Annotated in this window: 15 protein-coding genes, 2 tRNA genes and 1 other annotated feature; of the genes, 12 read left to right on the top strand and 5 right to left on the bottom strand. The window is 62.3% G+C overall.

What is annotated here, in order from left to right:
- Positions 1-795, bottom strand: a 795-nt coding sequence (locus tag ASD28_RS17815) for a DDE-type integrase/transposase/recombinase (protein WP_056130858.1), incomplete at its 3' end; no start/stop codon positions are given.
- A 366-nt stretch (positions 796-1161) separates the two neighbouring features.
- Here ASD28_RS17815 and ASD28_RS31225 point away from each other — a divergent pair.
- From ASD28_RS31225 to ASD28_RS31220, 3 genes are all read left to right on the top strand, one after another.
- Positions 1162-3153, top strand: coding sequence for an HET-C-related protein (locus ASD28_RS31225; protein ID WP_082579153.1), 1992 nt, complete (start codon positions 1162-1164; stop codon positions 3151-3153).
- 110 nt (positions 3154-3263) lie between these two features.
- Positions 3264-3893, top strand: a complete 630-nt coding sequence (locus ASD28_RS31910) for a hypothetical protein (protein ID WP_156650916.1) — start codon at positions 3264-3266, stop codon at positions 3891-3893.
- Between the two features lie 142 nt (positions 3894-4035).
- Positions 4036-4290: a PAAR domain-containing protein gene (locus ASD28_RS31220; RefSeq protein ID WP_082577147.1), complete on the top strand. Its 255-nt coding sequence runs from the start codon at positions 4036-4038 to the stop codon at positions 4288-4290.
- 169 nt (positions 4291-4459) lie between these two features.
- Here ASD28_RS31220 and ASD28_RS17805 read toward each other — a convergent pair.
- Positions 4460-5682 (bottom strand): IS3 family transposase gene (locus tag ASD28_RS17805; protein WP_156403708.1). Its coding sequence is split into 2 segments (ribosomal slippage): positions 4460-5394 and positions 5394-5682, totalling 1224 coding nucleotides; the frame shifts between segments, so codons are not numbered across the junction.
- Positions 5288-5404 (bottom strand) — a sequence feature (AL1L pseudoknot). It overlaps the preceding gene by 117 nt.
- Positions 5683-6352: 670 nt before the next feature.
- On the opposite strand from ASD28_RS17805, the gene ASD28_RS17795 reads away from it, so the two are divergent.
- From ASD28_RS17795 to ASD28_RS17780, 4 genes are all read left to right on the top strand, one after another.
- Positions 6353-6428, top strand: a tRNA-Lys gene (locus ASD28_RS17795).
- Between the two features lie 270 nt (positions 6429-6698).
- A complete protein-coding gene (locus ASD28_RS17790; RefSeq protein ID WP_156650915.1) occupies positions 6699-7280 on the top strand; it encodes an energy transducer TonB in 582 nt (193 codons plus the stop codon).
- A 46-nt stretch (positions 7281-7326) separates the two neighbouring features.
- Positions 7327-7899 (top strand): TetR/AcrR family transcriptional regulator, encoded by a 573-nt coding sequence (locus ASD28_RS17785; protein WP_056130846.1) that lies wholly within the window; start codon positions 7327-7329, stop codon positions 7897-7899.
- Positions 7896-9284 (top strand): hypothetical protein, encoded by a 1389-nt coding sequence (locus ASD28_RS17780; RefSeq protein WP_056130843.1) that lies wholly within the window; start codon positions 7896-7898, stop codon positions 9282-9284. Before ASD28_RS17785 ends, ASD28_RS17780 begins: the two co-directional genes overlap by 4 nt.
- Here ASD28_RS17780 and ASD28_RS17775 read toward each other — a convergent pair.
- Positions 9257-10753, bottom strand: a complete 1497-nt coding sequence (locus tag ASD28_RS17775; RefSeq protein ID WP_056130840.1) for an FAD-dependent oxidoreductase — start codon at positions 10751-10753, stop codon at positions 9257-9259. The genes ASD28_RS17780 and ASD28_RS17775 overlap by 28 nt on opposite strands.
- 70 nt (positions 10754-10823) lie before the next feature.
- Between ASD28_RS17775 and ASD28_RS17770 the strand changes: the two genes are divergently transcribed.
- The gene (locus tag ASD28_RS17770) at positions 10824-11303 is read left to right on the top strand and encodes a MarR family winged helix-turn-helix transcriptional regulator (RefSeq protein ID WP_307168428.1); all 480 of its coding nucleotides are present in this window, start codon (positions 10824-10826) and stop codon (positions 11301-11303) included.
- Between the two features lie 12 nt (positions 11304-11315).
- On the opposite strand, the gene ASD28_RS17765 is transcribed toward ASD28_RS17770, so the two are convergent.
- Positions 11316-11753: a hypothetical protein gene (locus tag ASD28_RS17765; protein WP_056130833.1), complete on the bottom strand. Its 438-nt coding sequence runs from the start codon at positions 11751-11753 to the stop codon at positions 11316-11318.
- A 248-nt stretch (positions 11754-12001) separates the two neighbouring features.
- Positions 12002-12976: a diguanylate cyclase gene (locus ASD28_RS17760; RefSeq protein WP_056130830.1), complete on the bottom strand. Its 975-nt coding sequence runs from the start codon at positions 12974-12976 to the stop codon at positions 12002-12004.
- A gap of 160 nt (positions 12977-13136) precedes the next feature.
- On the opposite strand from ASD28_RS17760, the gene ASD28_RS17755 reads away from it, so the two are divergent.
- From ASD28_RS17755 to ASD28_RS17740, 4 genes are all read left to right on the top strand, one after another.
- Positions 13137-13212: transfer RNA gene (locus ASD28_RS17755), tRNA-Lys, on the top strand.
- A gap of 194 nt (positions 13213-13406) precedes the next feature.
- Positions 13407-15431 (top strand): TonB-dependent siderophore receptor, encoded by a 2025-nt coding sequence (locus ASD28_RS17750; RefSeq protein ID WP_056130828.1) that lies wholly within the window; start codon positions 13407-13409, stop codon positions 15429-15431.
- Between the two features lie 2 nt (positions 15432-15433).
- A complete protein-coding gene (locus tag ASD28_RS17745; RefSeq protein WP_056130825.1) occupies positions 15434-15949 on the top strand; it encodes a YfiR family protein in 516 nt (171 codons plus the stop codon).
- A gap of 15 nt (positions 15950-15964) precedes the next feature.
- The gene (locus ASD28_RS17740) at positions 15965-18046 is read left to right on the top strand and encodes a bifunctional diguanylate cyclase/phosphodiesterase (RefSeq protein ID WP_056130822.1); all 2082 of its coding nucleotides are present in this window, start codon (positions 15965-15967) and stop codon (positions 18044-18046) included.
- Positions 18047-18077 lie beyond the last annotated feature (31 nt).

Here is an 18077-nt window from a genome sequence, read left to right as displayed (position 1 = left end):
CGTTTGCTGCAGCAGTTCATTGATGCGGCCGTTAAAGCGCTCGACCATGCCGTTCGTTTGCGGATGGCGCGGTGGCGCCAGGCGATGCTCGGCGGCGATAGCGGCGCAGGCCTCATCGAAGGCGTGCTTGCCGCTGGGCTTCTTGTCCTTGGTTGTGAAACGGTCGGTAAATTGTGAGCCGTTGTCGGTCAGGATCTTGCTGATCCTGATGGGCGAAGCCTGTTTGAGCCGACGCAGGAAATCGACGCTGCTTTTCTCCGTCATGTCGCCGTAGATGTGCATGAAAACCCAGCGCGTGGCGCGGTCGATGGCGACGAACAGGTAGCGGCGCGAGGTCTCATCCGGCATCTGCGGCAGGTACTTGATGTCGATGTGGATGAAGCCGGGCTCGTAGTCCTTGAAGGTCTTCTTCGGTGCGATGGTTTCGCCCTCGGCCGTCGGGATCACGTCTTCCAGGCGCGACATGCCTTCGCGCTTGAGCAGGCGCGCGATGCCTGAGCGCGACACCTCGGGATTGATGTACTGCCGCGTGATGAAAAGCAGATCATCGAGCGGCAGGTAGAGCGACTGGCGCAGCGCCAGGACGATGGCTTCCTGGGCTGTGCTCAGCGTTGTATGCAGCGTGTGCGCGCGATGGGAACGGTCCTGTACGTCGTCACGCTTGAGCCACTTCGCGGCCGTCGACCGCGTAATGCCGAAGACCTTTGCCGCCTGACGATCGGACAGACCGGAATCCCTGATCTCCTGCCGGACTTTCGGGGTGGTGCGCGCTTGCGGATGGATGCGTGAACTCATGCTGCGGACTGCTCCTGTTGCGGTTGAATGCCGGGACTGCTGAACCCAGCAATCAAGTCACCCAGCATAGCCCTTGCACGAAACAAAGGCCAGCTACGACGAGGAAGATGATCGCACGAAACTAAACANGCCGGGACTGCTGAACCCAGCAATCAAGTCACCCAGCATAGCCCTTGCACGAAACAAAGGCCAGCTACGACGAGGAAGATGATCGCACGAAACTAAACACCTAACAAGAAAAGACAAGCTTTCTCGATCGCTCCCAACGCCAATGCAGTTGTAGAAACCGATCGACACCTCGAAAGTTCGTTTGCATTTAATCAGATCAAGCAGGTAGCAAAAAACTTTACACACGCCGAATTCGTTATGTTTTTGGCGCCTATATTTGGCTACGACATCCCTGCAGAAACCTATATCAAGCTATACGAAGGACTGAAAAATGGTTCACTCAAACAACCGGCCATTAAGGTAATGATGAGTTGCCATTATCCAGCTTCATTCGACAACGAAACACGTGAAATTCTGGTACATCGGGCGGCTGCTGATCGCGCTGCAGCGGGCAACGACGACTCATGGGAACTGCTGACCGCGCTACTACATGAATTTGGCCACTATATTGATTTAGTACTACGTAGCGATTTGGCTGAGAAAAATCCGGACGGCACTTCCACAATTGCGCCAGACGCCGAAGGCGATGAGGGTGCGAAATTCGCCTATAATATTGCCTTTTTTGATTTTTGCAATAGCAGCTCTACACCATATGCAAGTTATCGCTCCCCCACTTTTAACGGCGGACTTAAAGTCGATTACCACGCGGTACAGCAAGCCATACAAAAATCCCAAAACGAGGATGCACAGCGTAACGAAGGCAAGAATGGCAATATTGAATTTTTTGGCGCAGGCATGGGTGAACACAATCAAGAACGACCAACTTCGTCGTTCGGCCATCAGTCGATCGAGCATGCCTTATTTGAAGCCTCTATACATTTTCAAGACAAAAATATAATCAAGCAGATTTACTTCGGAAACTGGTTGCGCGATTACTCACAATTACTCGATCCTTCTATCGTCCGAAAGCCCGAAGCACCACGAAATTTTCCCGCAGCGTTTTCTCGCCAAGAGCTAACAGAGCTAGTAGACATTTTTGCCGAAGTCGAATTTGTCAAAAGTCCAGAGCAAAAAAACGTTTTCAAAGTAACTCCTTCCATGTTAGGAGTGTACCGTCCTGTAGAACATATCGACAATCCAACCAATAACTCCACTAACGCGTCTGATCCGCATACGATTGACAAAGATTTCCAGCCGAGAGCTTCCATAGAATATACTTCGATAGATCCGCAAAAATCAATGAAGAGGTATATCGATTCTTCCGCCGCATACATGTCTAGCGAGATAAACAAGGCGCTAACCGCTGGCCCAGGGCCGGAGGGATACAGACACTTTGGCGCAGCACTTCATGTACTTGAAGATTACTTCGCGCACAGTAATTTTGTCGAACTTAGCTTAAGGAAAGTGGGACACGTTCATGTTCTCCCATGGACATCATCCGCACCTGGGAAGCATAGTCTTCCCGTCGTTACTGGGATGTTTGATTCTGATGACGTTATTGCCAGCACAGCAGGAACTATCGCAGATATATTATTCAAGGTTGAATGGAAGTTCAAACCAACCGAACCTGGTGAGCGCACGAAAGCAGATCGAATCATACTTATCTTACTGCGTGCGCATAGTGATCCACGCGTACTGAAGGCTTATGAATATTTTCTAGGAGGAAGAGATTGGCTTGCAGAAAAACCGGCATTTAAATACATCGAAGCAATCCCTTTTTACACTGTTGGATTGATCTCCAATATTTATAACTTCATCTACAGCACCTTGCTTCACCTTGTTGGAAATAGCGTTGACGATCAACAAATCGTCCGCGCAGGCGACCCTAATACAAACGGATCGACAAATCCAACACATTCTCAACTAGCAAAAGACCATGACAATCATCCATTCCACACCCTAGCAGCCGAATTGGCGAAAGAAGCGGTGAAAAAAGTTGGATCAGCCGTTGCTGCCCATTGGTGGAAAGGAGACGCAACAGCCGATCCAGCACTGATCGCTCGAGGTTTTCTGGTTCATCCATTCGATACGAATTGGCAAGACAAATTAGTAGCAGATTGGGCAAAAAGACATCCGCAGGAGGTGAAACGGGGAGAGTCTGCTACAGAGTGGGAGGCGCTCGAAAAAGCATATAAAAAGGAAATTCTCGACTCTATAAACAGCGCCAAAAAAACAAATCAAGAATCTTGGGATTACATAAATAAAAATTTTACCGTGCTTTTCAACGAAAAGAATCAAATTAAAAAATGAATAAAATAATCCTTAGTGGATCAATACTTGTGCTATCTTTGTTCATCGCCATTTCCAAAGGCGCGGAACCTCCTGGCCAATCACCTCCCACGAAAGAAGGAGGACCTACGATGTTAGATCGGTGGAACGAAGTCCAACGTCAAGCTGCGCTAGCGACAGGTGCTATAAAAGTCCCTCCACCTGCCCGGCGTGTGAAAAGATACGCAAAACCGGAAATCATTATAAAGGAATCACGTATTTTTTTTGACGGGAAACTTCTAGAATTCGGTCGTCCGTTAACAACATGGAAAAATATACTTAAGAGAAAGCCACATTGTGACGAGACCGGGACCGAATGGTGTGTATGGGAAGATTTAGGACTCACGGCATCTACAAGCTGGGAAAATAAACTTAGCGTCAGCACTATTACTATTAATTTAAGCATTCCTGAGCGTTTACTTACGGAAACAAGAACGCCATATCCTGATGGAACGCCTGATAACACACCAAAGGCTGACTGGCTAGCACGCCACCCTTTCACCGGCTATCTAGAAATAGATGGATTCGGAATTGATAAAGAAACGAAATTCTGGGAGGTTCAATCGAACATCGACACTCGTCGGAATCTGAGCTGTGGATTACGAAGCTGCGAGTTCCCTAGCGGGATATTTGGCCCCGGCAGCATGATCGACTTACACCTAAATGGAAAAAGCGAATCGGCAACAATTGAACAGATAAAGATTTATACCACATCTTATTAGTCTCACGCCTGAATTCAAGATCAATGCACTGGTATTGGTCAAAATCTTTTGATTTATATAATCAAGTAAAGATAGGGATTGCATCCGCAAGCCACTCGCGGTTAAATTTCGAGCTGCAGCGATAAACGAATAGAACTCACAAATGAAACATCAAGGACGTGGCGTCATTCGCCTCAACGACAAAACCGATCACGGTGGCCAGGTCATCAGCGCATCCTCGGGCACAATTGTGATGGGTGTGATCGCAGCACTTCAGTCTGACATGACACAGTGCCCAAAGTGTAAAGGTAACTTTGCAATCAAACCTGATGGCGCAGGTGCGCGACATGAAGGCAAGTCCTATGCCTATGACGGAGACGTGACCGAATGCGGCGCAAAATTGATAGCGTCATTGTGATTTGACCGCTGAGCGGATGTCCGTGCTTGCAACGTCTGCGGCTGTCGCCCAAGAGTATGGGCCGCACAGGCGGTATTCACATGAGTTCGCCGCCCGAGCTCGATAGGCGGAGCCTGGCCGATTAGAGGAATGAACCGCCCCGGCTTTCGTGGAGGCCGGTTTATGTGAGTCAGGCGGGGATAGCCTGACCGCTCAACTGCTCGTAATAGTTTGCCTCAGCCTCAGCCGGCGGTATATAGCCGAGCGGTTCCAGCAGGCGATGGTGGTTGAACCAGGACACCCATTCCAGCGTGGCCAGTTCGACGGCCTCACGTGTTTTCCAGGGAGCGCGACGGTGGATCAGCTCTGCCTTGTAAAGCCCGTTAATCGTCTCGGCCAAGGCATTATCGTAGCTGTCGCCTTTGCTGCCCACAGACGGCTCAATGCCCGCCTCCGCCAAGCGTTCACTGTATTTTATCGATACGTATTGCGAGCCCCTATCGCTGTGATGGACCAACGCGTTTCGTTCCGGTTGGCGCGCGTACAGCGCCTGCTCCAGAGCATCGAGGACGAAGTCGGTTCGCATCGAGCTGCTGACACGCCAGCCAACGATTCGCCGGGCGAAAACGTCGATAACGAAGGCCACGTAGACGAAGCCCTGCCATGTCGAAACGTACGCGAAATCGCTGACCCACAACAGGTTCGGCCGCTGTGCCTTGAAGTGACGATTGACCCGGTCGAGCGGGCATGGCGCCTTCGCATCGGCGACTGTCGTGCGTACGACCTTGCCGCGCATGACACCACGCAGGCCAGCCTTCCGCATCAAACGCTCCACGGTACAGCGGGCCACATCGGTTCCCTCACGGCGCAGCTGTCGCCAAACTTTGTCGGCTCCGTAGACCTGCAGATTCGCCTGCCAGACCCGCTCAATATCGACGCTCAGCACATCGTCACGCTGGACACGGGCGCAGCGCAATGCCGGATTACGCTGCTGCGCCGCGTAACGCCAGTAGCCCGACGGCGCGACCTGCATCACCCTGCAGATCGGCTCGACACCGTAGGCATGGCGGTACTGGTCGATGAACGCCCTCACGACTTGAAGCGGCGGTCGAGCTCCGCCTGGGCGAAAAACGCACTCGCCAGGCGAAGAATCTCGTTTGCCTTGCGCAACTCGCGCACTTCTCGCTCTAGCGCCTTGATGCGTTCATCTTCGGCGGTAGTCGGACCTGGTCGCTGGCCGGTATCGCGCTCCTGCTGGCGTACCCAGCGACGTAGCGTCTCAGGCGTACAGCCGATCTTGGCTGCGATCGATTCGATGGCTGCCCACTGCGAGCTGTACTCGCTGGCAGCCTCGCTGACCATGCGCACGGCGCGCTCGATGACTTCGGGGGAATACTTGGGTTGCTTCTTCATGGCTCCAGTTTCTCAAACAATGGAGCCTCTACAAAACCCGGGGCGGTTCACACTGCCCACCCCACTCTGTTGGTGGGGCATTGCGGTAGCCGTGGAAGGCTGTGTCACGGAATGCGGATGCAAGTTGATCGGCAAGCACCGGGCCAGTGTGAGCTGAACGGGCTCGATAACTGTTCCTCCAGCTCACCATGTGACGCACTTGTAACGTACCTCCTGATAAGTAACCAACCTTCCTTTTCGTATGGCTGGTTATCGCATCTGGCAAACGTTGCAAGTCATTGATTCACCAAGTTGTTCATACCAACGCGAAGATGTTAACCCGTTGGTCGCTGGTTCGAGCCCAGCACGGCCTACCAAGATTCAACGAAAACGCCAGCTTTCATGAGCTGGCGTTTTTGTTTTTTGCCCTTCAGAATATCTTGTTGCCATTCAGCAACCAATTAGCATCCCCGGCTACTTATACTTGGTAGCGTCAATACGACGACCGAACATCGTATCCGCCATTCGCCGGGAGCCATCATGCGTACCTTGTCGACCCTGCTTGCCGCCACGTTTGCCGCCGCCTTCGTCCTGGGCAGCTTCGCGATCACCGCCGCGACGCCGCCGGTACGCGCGGACCGACGCGGACGCTAGCCGGACGGCGGCCGAGCCGCTATAATGCTGCCTCTTCGGGTCGTTAGCTCAGTTGGTAGAGCAGCGGACTTTTAATCCGTTGGTCGCTGGTTCGAGCCCAGCACGGCCTACCAAGATACTCGAAAAGCCCACGGCCTGGTCCGTGGGCTTTTTGTTTTCCAGGGCCTTCAGCCGACGCCATGCCCAGCGCATTGGCAACATGACATTGTTGCCATACCATAGATAACCGTTGTCGCATTTTATTCATCCGTGAATAAATTGAGAGGGTTATCGTGCCAACTGACACCATATTCGATCGCCCGCGGCGCGCGCTGCCCCGGATTGCCTTCGTCGCCGCCCTCCACGCGCTGGTCCTGTTCGCTTTCGTGACCGCCGATCGCATCGTGCTTCCGCAGACGCCGTACACCGTCATGCTGCTGTCCAACGTCGCGCCGCAGGTCGTCGAGCCACCTCCATCTCCCCCGCTGCCGCCGCGGCGCAAGAACAAGCCCCGGCCGCCGGGACGGGAAACCGCCGCTCCGCCGCCGCGCGACATCGAGGTCGTGCCGCGCACGGAAGTGGCGGCCACCATCGTCGCTATTCCCACGCCGGTGGAACTGGCCGGCGGCAAGCCTGACGGCACCGGCACCGCCGGGGCGGGCGACCAAGGCAAGGGAGTGGGCGGCGGCGCTGGCGGCCGCGTTCCCGTCAAGGTGCGGGCCGTCGTCAATCCCGATAACTGCGAACGCCCGCGGCTGCCGCGGTTCGCCGAAGAGCGCCGGGTCGCCGGCAACGTCATCCTGGCGGTGCTGATCAACGTCGATGGCTGGGTGACGGATGCGCGCGTCGCCCGCTCGAGCGGCGAACCCATCCTCGACCGGACCGCGCTGGCCGCTGCGCGCAAATGCCATTTCGTGGCGGCCACGATCGACAAGGTCCCGGTCCCGTCGTGGGAACCTTTCCGTTTTTCGTGGGTAAACCGGTGACGTCCTATCCCTTGCATTGCGGTAAAGACATGTATACAGTGTATACATGACCACGAAAGAACGCATTCTCGCAATCGCCATCAGCGAACTCGAAGCAAAGGGACTGGACGGCTTGAGCCTGCGCGCCGTCGGCCAGAAAGCCGGCATCACGCCGATGGCCGTGTACCGCCACTTCGCGGACAAGGCCGCCCTGTTGCAGGCCGTGGGCGCCCATGCGCTCGAGATGTGGCAACGCCGTGTCCAGATGTTCGCCGGCCTGCCGCTGCTGGCCGGATTCGACGCCCTCGCGACGGCCTTCGTCGATTTCGCGCTGGACGAACCGGCGCTGTTCGACGCCGCCTTCGTGCTCAAGACACGCGCCGAACGCATCTACCCGGAAGACTTCGAAGCGGGACGTTCTCCGGTCATCGGCGGCTTCGCGCAGCGCCTCGCGGAGGGCCAGGCGGCGGGACTCGTGCGCGCCGGGCCGCCGCTGGAACTGGCGATGGGCGTGTGGGGCGTGCTGCAGGGACTCGTGGACCTGCACCGCTCCGGACGGTTCAACCTGTCGCGGACCGAATTCACGGCGCTGTGCCTGCGCTCGGCGGCGCGCATCTACCTGAAGGGAGAGCAAGAATGACGCGATGGCACATCCTTACCGCGCTGCTGTGCGGCGCCGTGCTGGCAATCAGCCGCGACACGGGACAGTTCGGCTGGCTGGCGCTCGCGGCGTGCGTGCCGCTGCTGGTGATGGCCCTGCGCGCGCCGCGCCCACGGGACGTCGCCCTCCTGCTGTTCGTGCCCGCATGGATGGGCGAGGCGGGCCCCATGTGGTTCTATGGCCGGCTCCTGCCGATGGTCTATGGCCTCGCGGTCGCCCAGGCGCTCGTGTTCATGCTCGCGGCCCTGTTCATGCGCGCCCTGTATCGGCGCTTTCCGGCCGGCGTGGCCCCGCTCGGATTCGCCGCGATGCTCGCCGCCATCGATTACCTGCACAGCCTCGTGTCGCCAAACGGCAGCTTCTTCGCCCTCGGCTACACGCTGGTCGACGTCGTGCCGCTGCTGCAGACGGCAGCGCTGGCCGGCGTGGCCGGCCTCTCCTTCCTTGCGGCCGTCATTCCCGCCGGGCTCGCCATCCTGTACGTGAGGCCGCGCGACTTGTCCGGAACCCTCGCATGGTCGGTGCCCGTGCTTGCGGTGCTGGCCTACGGCGTGTGGCAGCTGGCGCAGCCGGCCGGGCCAACCGTGCGCATCGCGCTGCTGAGCGACGACCGTTACGCCGGGCGCGTGTTCAATCACCCCGAGGCGGCACCGGAAGTCGCGGCCGCGTTCGCGCGCCAGGTCGCCGCGGCGGCCGCGCACGCGCCGGCGGCCATCGTCGTGCCGGAAAAAATCCTGGCGGCCGGCACGGTCCTCGCGCCGCCGGCGGGAAGCAGCGTCGTCGTCGCCGGTCTCGACGGGCCCGCGCCCCAGGGCGGCCGGCTGAACATCGCCGCGCTGTACCGGCCCGGCGCGCCTGTCGACACCTACCTGAAGAAGCGCATGGTGCCGGGCTACGAAGCGGACTACGTGCGGGGCACCGGCGAACTGGTGACGCGGCTCGGCGACGTGCATGCCGGCATCGCGATCTGCAAGGACATGGATTTCGCCCAGGACCTGCGCCTGTACGGCCGGCGCGACGTCGGCCTGATGCTGGTGCCCGCGTGGGACTTCGACCGCGACGCCTACCTGCACGGCCGCATGGCCGTCGTGCGCGGCGTCGAAAACGGATTCGCCGTCGCGCGCTCGGCCTCGCAGGGCCTGATGACGCTGAGCGATGCGCACGGCCGCATCGTCGCCGAACGCCGCACGGCGCACGCCCCCCGCATGCTCGTCGGCGACCTGCCGACGGGGCGCGGCGGCACGGTCTACAGCCGCATCGGCGACGTGTTCGCCCAGGTTGCCGTGGCGGCCTGGCTGGTGTTGCTGGCCCTGCTGGCCTGGCGCTGGCGGCGTGTTCAGGACAGGCCGGCACGCCGCATGTAGATATCGAGCGCGTCGACGTGGGCGGAGCCGGCGATGGCGCCGACGTAGCCGTCCGGACGCACCAGCACGAGTTCCCCGGGCTGCAATCCATAGGCCGCCTCGGCCTGGCCATGCACGTCCACCACGTCGCCGCGCGCGCCGAACAGGTGCACGCGCAGGCCCGCGCGCCGCAACGCCTCCGCGACGCCGGGCGGCACGTCCCGCCCCAGCAGGGTCCAATGCGGCCCCGCGAACAGCGTGAAGAGCCGGGTGGATTGCCCGCCCGCACCCAGCACGACGGCATCCGGCGCCCGCTCGCCGGCCTGCACACCGTGTGCACGCGCCGGCTGCGCGAACGCCAGGGGCGAATCGGGGTACGCCAGGTCGAGCTGCCGCGTCTCGCGCCCGCGGCGCATTTCTCCGCCGCGGCGCGCGGCGTCCAGCAGCGCCGTGGACAGCTGCAGCATCGCGGCGGCGACGGGGCGGCGCTCCGCCTCGTACGTGTCCAGCAGATCGTCCGGCGCGCCCGCGAGCACGGCCGCCAGCTTCCAGCCGAGGTTGTACGCGTCCTGCACGCTGGTGTTCAATCCCTGCCCGCCCGTGGGCGGATGCGTGTGGGCGGCGTCGCCGGCAAGGAAGACGCGCCCCACGCGATAGCGGTCGGCCAGGCGTGCGTTCATCGTGTACGCCGAGGCCCAGGACACGCTGTCCACGTGCACGTCGTCGCGCCCGGTCCGGTCCGTGACCAACGCGTCGAGAGCCTGCGGCGACAGGTCGACGTCGCCCTCGGGCGGAACCGGCGCCTGGATCTGGAACAGGTCCGTGCCCGCGAGCGGACACACCTCGAGCCGGCGCGCCATGTCGTCCCCGTTGAAGCGATGCCAGGCGTCGCGATCGAGGCCCGTCAGGGCGACGTCCGCCACCAGTGCCCGCACGCCCAGCGTCTTGCCGGGGAAGCCGACGCCGAGCAGATGGCGTACCGTGCTGCGCCCCCCGTCCGTGCCGATGACGTAGCGCGCGCGCAGGCGCGACTCGCCGCCGCGGCCCGCGAGCGTGACCGTGACGCCATCCGCGTCCTGCTCCAGGCCCGTGAGCGCAAGGCCGAATTCGACCCGCTGTCCCAGCGCCAGCAGGCGTTCGCGCATCACTTGCTCGGTCAGGGATTGCGGCAGCATCAGCGGCGTGGCGTAGGGCTCCGCCGGCGTCGCCGCCTGCGCCGCGGCGGTCGGGGCATCGGCATGGCTGCCGTCCGCGGCGTGGATGCGCTGGGGCGGATACGGCCCACCCAGCGCCACCGCCCGGTCGACGATGCCGAGGTCCTCGAAGACTTCGAGCGTGCGGGGCTGGATGCCCTTGCCGCGCGAGCCGTGGAATGGCGTGTCCTGCCGCTCGACCAGGCGGAACTGGACGTTCCGCCGCGCCAGGTCAAGGGCCAGGGTCAGGCCGGCGGCACCCGCGCCGCAAATCAGTACATCGGTATCGAAGTCCATGTCGCTCTCCCAGTGTCTTATGTGTAAAATGCACATAACTGGAGAGGAGTATATGGCAACGAAAAATAATGTGCAAGATACACATATATCGGCGCGGCTGCGTGAATTGCACACGTCGCTGATCGGCATCGTCAGCGCGATGAACCGGCCGCAACGCGACGAGGAACTCATCCGCCAGGCCGGCGTCCGGCTGGACCGGGCACTGTTTCCGCTGCTGGTCGGGATCGAGCGGCTGGGGCCGATCGGCGTCGTCGAGCTGGCCGAACGGTCGGGACGCGACTACACCACCGTCAGCCGCCAGGTGGCCAAGCTGAACAGCCTGGGCCTCGTGGAACGGCGCGCTTCCGACGCGGATGCGCGGGTCCGCCTGGCCTCGATCACCCCCAAGGGCAAGGCCATGACGGACGCGCTCGACGCCGCGCGCGACAAGATGGCCCGCGCCGTCTTCGCGTCGTGGGACAAGGAGGATTTCGACAACCTGGTGCGGCTGATGCGCCGGCTGGCCGACGCGATCGACCAGCCGCCGGCCCCGCCCGGCGATGCGGGCTGACCGGCCGGCGCCTCAGCGCTGCGCCATCTTCGCCGTCACCACGATGATCTGCGCGAGGCGCGGATCGGTAACGTCGCTCGGCACATAGCTCATCATCATGTCGTCGCGGGTGTCGCCCTTGTTGAATTCCATGATCACGTTGCCGTCGCGCGAAACGAAGCGGTCGGGCGATTGCGCGATGAGGCGCATCGGACGCTGCTTGTCGATCTGGGCGACGATGCCGTCGCGCGCCGGCTTCACCTTCAGGCGCCAGCCGTTCGACAACGCGTACGCGCCGCTGACGTCCTCGGCCTGGTAGTCCCAGATGCGGAACTCCGGACGCGGCTGCGCGGTCACCTCGACGCGCGAGATCGGCGTGTCGTCATTGATCGGATAATTCCCGGACTGCGCGCCGGCACCGGGCGCGAACAACAGCAGGGATGCGGAAAGTGCCAAGGGAAGCGGACGCATGATGTCTCCTTCGGATCGTGGTGGACAATGCCGCGGTCCGGGTCTTTGCCGGCGGCGGCAATTCAGTCTAGGGCGCCGGTTGGCAGCCACAAGGACGGCGAGGGCCGCATCACGAAACAGTCTGTATTTACGCTAAATCAGATCGATGAGAAATGACACGCATGCGCCGGCGACGGGCGGGATCCCGTATCGCTATGCGCGGCTGCGTGATCGGATATGCACGTCATCGCGGCGTGCTGAACGACCCGTCAAGCGGATGCGTCGCCGTCTACCACCACACGGTTGCGGCCACCACGCTTTGCCGCATACAAGGCCTTGTCCGCGGCCTCGATCAATGCGGGAACCTCATGCAGGCGTTCACGATCAAAGCTTGCGACACCGATGCTCAGCGTGACCATCGGCCAGTGGGCCGCGGGCGCGTGCGGCAGCGCCAGTCCGGCCACGTGGTCGCGGATCGCGTTGGCGTGCAGCCTGGCCTGCTCGAGCGACGTGTCCGGCAGGATCGCCGCGAATTCCTCGCCACCATAGCGTGCCGCCACGTCGGCCGGGCGCTTGAGTTTGGCAGCGAGGGCTTGCGCCACGGTGGACAGGCAGGCGTCGCCCTGCTGGTGGCCGAAGTGGTCGTTGTAGGCCTTGAAGGAATCGATGTCGATCAGCAGCAGCGACAGCTCGCCCTTCGCGCGTTGCGCGCGACGCAGTTCGCGGTCCAGCGCGACGTCGAAGTAGCGGCGGTTGGCGATGCCGGTCAGGCCGTCGACGTAGGACCGGGCGCGCAGCGATTCCGCGTGGTCGAGGAGACGCTTTTCGCGTTCCACGGCACCGCTGACGTCGCGGATCTCGATCATGCAATAGCGCTGCTCGCCATCGCGGAACGGCGTCACCGTCACGGCCTGGTCGATGCGCGGCCCGTCGAAGCTGCCCGCCTCGCGCAGGGGAAATGGGGCCCGGCTTTCCGATTGCGGGATGGTCGTGCTCGCGCCATCGGCCGATGGCGACAATGCGGCCAGCACGGCCGCTTCGACGCGCGACCCGCGCAGTTCGGGGAACACCTCGAACAGCGAGCGCTCGCGCACGCGCGCGGCGGCGCGGGCGGAACGCGGCACCATCCAGCCGTTCCAGAGCACGATCTTGTGGTGGGCGTCCAGCACGATGATCCCGCTGTTGACGAGATTCAGGGCGCGCAGGGAGAAGTCGGTGGCGGTATCGGAGTCGGTCGGGATCACGGCACAAATTAATATCTGAAAATCAACTGATCATACCGGAAATCAATGTCTATGCGGCACTTTGGAAGGCCGACATTTGCCAGGCCACCTCAGCAATTGTTGCCAATTTTCACGAAAGCACTTGGCCGTGTCCCGATGAGCCGCTATAATGCTGCCCGTCGGGTCGTTAGCTCAGTTGGTAGAGCAGCGGACTTTTAATCCGTTGGTCGCTGGTTCGAGCCCAGCACGGCCTACCACGAACACCAGAAAGCCCATGAACTTCGGTTCGTGGGCTTTTTGCTTTTCCGCTCTCTGTCAGATTCTTCCTATCCCTCCTCTCGGAATTAGTTGCACCGGCCAATTAATTGGTTCTAGTCAACAAATTCAGTATTGCACGTCCTTACACTGGGCCGCTCGGGCGCTCTGCCAAGCATTCCCTCAAGGACCTGCCATGTTGCCGAACAAGGAAACGTCTCCATCCCGTCACCTGTCGCGTGCGATCGGCCTCCTGGCGGCTGGCGTCCAGGCCGGCGCACTGGCGCAGCAAGGTCCCGATTTGAACGCCCTGCCCCTCGAACAATTGCTCAACCTCGAGGTCGTCACGGCGTCGAAGATTCCGCAGAAGATCAGCGAGGCACCGTCGTCCGTCACCGTGATCACGGCCGAGGACATCCGCCAGCGCGGCTATCGCACGCTCACGGAGGTGCTGCAGAGCGTGCCCGGCATGACGGTGTCCTACGACCGCAACTACAACTACGCGAACATCCGCGGCCTGGGCAATCCGGGCGACCTGAACACGCGGCTGCTGGTCCTGATCGACGGCCGGCGCCTGAACGACGTCGTCTACGACCAGGGCGCCATCGGCACCGAGTTCCCGATCGACCTGGCCCTCATCGACCGCGTCGAGTTCGTGCCGGGTCCCGGTTCCGCCATCTACGGCAGCAGCGCGTTCTTCGGCGTGGTGAACGTGCTCACGAAAAGCGGTGGGGCCCTCAACGGGCAGACCGTCAGCGTGGGCCGGTTCACGGGCCGCGGCCGCGAAGTGCGCAACACGTACGGCAGCGGGACGCCGGGCGGCACCGAGCTGCTGCTGGGCGCGTCGGTGTACGACAGTCCGGGGCGCGACGTGTACTTTCCCGAATACGACGACGCGGCCAGCAACCACGGCGTCGCCACCGGGATCGACTACGACCGCTATCGCCGGCTGTTCGCGAAACTGAGCGCGGGCGGCGTCGTGGCCGAGGCCTATTTCGGCAGCCGCACGAAAGGCATTCCGACGGCGTCGTACGGCCAGCAGTTCAACGATCCGCGCAGCTGGTCGCTGGACGAATACGCGGGCGCCGCCCTGTCCTGGCACCGCGCCGTCTCGGAGACGCTCGACCTGTTCGCCGGCGTGAGCGTCGCGCGCTACCGCTACAAGACCCTCAACGTGACCGGGTCCGCGAGCGAGGGGCCGACGCCCAGCATCGATACGGCGGAGAGCCTCAGCAGCGGCGCGGAGGTGCGCGTGACCAGCAGCGCGCTGCGCGGCCACAAGCTCATCGCCGGCGCGGAATACACGCGCGACAGCAAGCGGCAGATGGCGAACTACGACGTCGACCCGTACCTGCTCAATCTCGACGTCGCCCATCCCAAGCGGCAGGCCGCCGTCTACCTGCAGGACGAGATGCGGCTCGGCGAGAAGCTCATCCTGAACACGGGCGTGCGCCACGACTACGATTCCGAAGGCGGCGCCACGACGAATCCGCGCGTGGCCCTGCTCTACAAGACGGCGAGCCAGGTGACGCTCAAGGCCTTGTACGGCACGGCCTTCCGCTCCGCCAACGCCTACGAGCGCTATTACACGTTCGACTTCCGGGCGAATCCGGCGCTGCGCTCGGAGCACATCAAGACCTATGAACTGATCGCGGAATATTTTCCGACCGACCGCTTCCGCGCCACCGCCTCCGTCTTCCAGTACCGCATGCGCGACATGCTGGCGCTGGCCACCGATCCGGTCAACGGCATGCTGGTCTTCTCGAACATCGAGGCCGCCCGCGCCACGGGCATCGAAGTGGAAGCGGAATGGCTGCGCGAGGACGGCAGCGCCGTCAAGGGCAGCGCGAACGTGCAGTCGGCGCGCAACGACGCCGGTGGCGCATGGCTGCCCAATTCGCCGCGCCGGCTGTTCAAGCTGAATGTCGCGCTGCCGCCGCTCGGCGACCACCTGCGCGCGCATGCCGAGTACCGCTACACGAGCCGGCGCCGCACGGTGCGCGGCGGCGAGGTGGGCGGCTTCGGCCTCGTCGACCTGAATCTCGTCGGCACCCTGGGCTCGCACGTGGAGCTGTCCGCGGGCGTGCTCAACGTCTTCGCCAAACGCCATGCCGATTCCGCCAGCGAGGAGCACTACGACAACAGCACGCCGCCGCGCCACCTCGACGCGATCGGACAGGACGGGCGCACGCTGCGTTTCATGGCGACTGTCAGGTTCTGACGATGATGCGGCCCAGCCTCGCACGCCTCCTGCTCCTGTGCTGCCTGCTGCCGGCGGTTGCCCATGCCCAGGCGGCCGACGAATACGTGGCCAAGGCGGCGTTCATCTACAACATCGCGCAGTTCAGCACCCTGCCGAACATGAACGGCGTCGTACGCCTGTGCGTGCTGGGGCGCGATCCGTTCGGCAGCGCGCTCGCCACGCTCGAAGGCAAGCCGCTCGGGAATGCGCGCCTGTCCATCGTGTATCCGCACTCGGGTCCGGAGGCGCTGATGCAATGCCACATCCTGTACATCAGCGCGTCGGAGTCCGACGACATGACGGCGCTCGCCGACAGCGCCCGCGCGGCCGGCGTGCTGACGATCGCCGATACGCGGGGCGCCGCGCGCAAGGGCGTGATGCTCGAACTGGTGCTGGACGACCGGCGCATCGCCTTCGAATTCAACGGCGCCGCGGCGCGCGGTGCCGGCGTCGTGCTCAGCTCCAAGGTGCTGCGGCTGGCGCGCGCCATCTATTAGACCCGGAAGGCCCGCATGGAACAACTCATCGAATGGATCAACCGGCAGGCACTGAGCACCAAGCTCAAATGGACCTACCTCGTCACGAGCGGCGGCGTGATGCTGCTGTCGACGCTGTTCCTGATCGGCATCCAGCTGTACTTCTTCACGGCCGCGCTGGTGCGCCAGACGCAGTCGCAGGCGACGATGGCGGGCGAGAACCTGACGGCCGCCATGGCCTTCGCCGATGCCGAGGCGGCCGGCGACATCCTGTCCGCGCTGCGCGTGGCGCCGGACGTGCAATCGGCCGTCGCCTATGACGCGAAAGGCAAGGCGTTCGTCAGCTTCGTGCGCGATCCGCAGTCGCCCCCGGCCGCGCACGACCCGCATGTGCGCGAGACGGAGGTGGATGTCCGCGGCGTCAGCGTCACGCGCCGCATCCAGGTCGGCAGCCGCCTGCTCGGCACCGTGGTCGTGCGCAGCAGCGTGACGAGCGTGTACCGCCAGCTCGCGCTGTACCTCGCGCTGGCGCTGCCGATGACGCTGGCCCTGCTCAGCCTCTCTTACTACGCGCTGTCGCGCCTGCAGCGCTATTTCACGGCCCCGATCCGCGCGCTGTCGGCGGTGAGCGAGCAGATCTCGCGCCAGGGCGATTATTCGCTGCGCGCCGAGGTATCGCAGGCGGCGGACATCGGCCTGCTGGCGCGCACGTTCAACGGCATGCTGGACCGCATCCAGAAGCGCGAACTGGAACTGGAAGCGGAGATCAACGAACGCAAGCGCATCGAGGTCAAGCTGGACCGGCTGGCGCACTACGATCCCGTCACGCAGCTCAACAACCGGCACTTCTTCAACGAGCGGCTGGAATCCGTCCTCGCGCGCGCCCGCAAGTTCGACGAGCGCACGATCCTGATGTTCATCGACCTGGACAACTTCAAGACCGTCAACGACACGCTCGGCCACGACATCGGCGACGAGCTGCTGCGCCTCGTGTCGCGCAGGCTGTCGGAGACGCTGCGCTTCGGCGATGTGCTGTCGCGCATCGGCGGCGACGAGTTCGGCATCATCCTCGAGAACGTGAGCCAGGTCGGCGTCGCATCGCTGATCGCGGAAAAATGCCTGCTCAAGCTGGCCGACCCGATCCACATCCACGGCCACGACATCCACATCGGCGCGTCGATCGGCATCAGCGTGTACCCGGACGACGCGACCGACATGCACGCGCTGCTGAAATACGCGGACACCGCGATGTACTACGCGAAGAACGGCGGCAAGAACGCGTGGCGCATGTTCACGCCCAGCATGCGCGACGACGCCCATAAACGCTTCAAGCTGGACAACAACCTGCGGCGCGCGCTGGAACGCGACGAGTTCGTGCTGCACTACCAGCCGCAGGTCGACCTCAAGACGGGCGACATCGTCGGCGTCGAAGCGCTGATCCGCTGGATCCATCCGCAACTGGGCATGGTCAGCCCCAACGACTTCATCCCCGTCGCGGAGGACACGGGCCTCATCGTGCCGATCGGCGAATGGGTACTGCGCGAAGCGTGCCGCGACCTGAAGCGCTGGCACGCGGAAGGCCACCTGCTCCGCGTGGCCGTCAACCTGTCCGGCCGCCAGCTCAAGGAAAACAACCTCGTCGCGGCCGTGCTGGCGACCTTGCGCGAGGCCGACGTCGACCCGTGCTGGCTCGAACTGGAACTGACGGAGAGCATGCTGATGGACGCGTCCACCGACATCGTCGACCGCCTGCACGCGCTGACGGACGCCGGCATCCAGCTCGCGATCGACGACTTCGGCACGGGCTATTCGTCGATGAGCTACCTGAAGACCTTCCCCGTGCGCGCGCTGAAGGTAGACCGCAGCTTCGTGCGCGGCCTGCCGCAGGATCCGGAAGACGCGGCCATCACGCGCGCCATCATCGCGATGGCCAGGAGTCTCAGGATGGAGATCGTGGCCGAGGGCATCGAGACGCAGGAACAGCACGACTTCCTGCGCGCGCACGGCTGCGACAAATCGCAGGGCTACCTGTACGGCCGGCCGTGCCCGGCCGCGCAGATCGGGCAGTTGCTCGCGCGCTCGGGCGCGGGCGCCTGCGCCGTCGATTCAGTCGTCTAGAATGAGGACTTGTCATGTAGAAAACAGCACA

Origin of the sequence: Massilia sp. Root133 (genome assembly GCF_001426525.1) — a bacterium.
Taxonomy (GTDB): domain Bacteria; phylum Pseudomonadota; class Gammaproteobacteria; order Burkholderiales; family Burkholderiaceae_D; genus Telluria; species Telluria orientalis.
Note: the sequence above shows the minus strand (reverse complement) of the source record. Positions and strands in the feature narration are given on the sequence as shown.